The sequence below is a fragment of the Microbacterium bandirmense genome, assembly GCF_037204185.1.
GTDB classification, from domain to species: Bacteria; Actinomycetota; Actinomycetes; order Actinomycetales; family Microbacteriaceae; genus Microbacterium; species Microbacterium bandirmense.
The window spans coordinates 1-1,060 of the sequence record NZ_JBBDGM010000039.1; the positions used below are offsets into that span (position 1 = coordinate 1).

The 1,060-nt window shown below is 64.7% G+C and carries 1 protein-coding gene; it reads right to left on the bottom strand.

Going from position 1 to position 1,060, the window contains the following annotated elements; all coding sequences use genetic code 11:
• Window positions 1–967: IS481 family transposase (locus WDU99_RS17235; RefSeq protein ID WP_337333700.1), on the bottom strand; the 967-nt coding region annotated here is incomplete at its 3' end.
• Between the last annotated feature and the right edge of the window lie 93 nt (window positions 968–1,060).

The window sequence follows — 1,060 nt, forward strand, 5'->3', positions numbered from 1 at the left end:
TGTACTGACCCCGACCGTTGTTGATTCGGTCGATGGGTGTCTTGCCTCCGATGCCGAGGTGGGCTCTGTCTAGGTTGTAGTAGTTGAGCCAGCTCGGCAAGGCAGCGCGACGTTCGGCGTTCGAGATGAAGGGCCGGGCGTAGGCCCACTCGGTCGCGAGGGTGCGATTCAGGCGCTCGACTTTCCCGTTCGTCCAGGGACAGTGCGGCTTGATGAACTTCTGCTTGATGTGGTGTGCGTCGATCACGCGGCGGAACGCCGCCGACTTTCGATAGGCAAACGCGTTGTCGCTGATGACACGTTCGACCGTGATGCCGAGGGTGGCGTAGAACGCGATCGCTCGCTCGAGAACACCGGCGGCGGTGACGCCCTTCTCGTCGTCGTGGATCTCCGCGTAAGCAACGCGGGAGTAGTCGTCAATGACAGTGTGGACGTAGTCGTAGCCGATCCCGCGGCCGCGGACCTTCTCACTGCGACCGTGAGCGCGCCACCCGCCGCCGTCGGGGATGCGGCCCAGTTTCTTTACATCGACGTGGATCAACGAGCCGGGATGGTCGTGCTCGTAACGCTTCGCGGACCGGCGGGTCGCGCGGATCACCGTCCCGGTGACCGGATCCAACTCACGCAGCAACGGCACCGCGTGGCGGCGCAGCACACGCCCCACCGTCGAGGCGTGCATACCGAGCTTGTCCGCGATGAACACCGGACCGCGACGGGTCAGATGACGCATGATCCGCACCCGCGTCTCCACGCATGACGCTGTCCGATGCGGGTGGGAGCGGGCGACGCTGGAACGATCCTGCAGACCCGCCGGGCCGTGTTCCCGGAATCGTCGCCACCACCGCCACGCGGTCGTGCGTGAGATGCCCATCTCCGTGGCGACGTGCGCGACCGCACGCCCCGACTGGATGCGCTGGACCATGATCAACCTGCCGGCCGGAGTCAGCCGGGCATTACCGTGGGACACGAGAAGCCTCCGTGTGTTCAAGCTGAAGAACTAGACAGCTCCAACTCGACACCGGAGGCTTCTCCTACGTCAACAACGATCCGGGTCAGTACA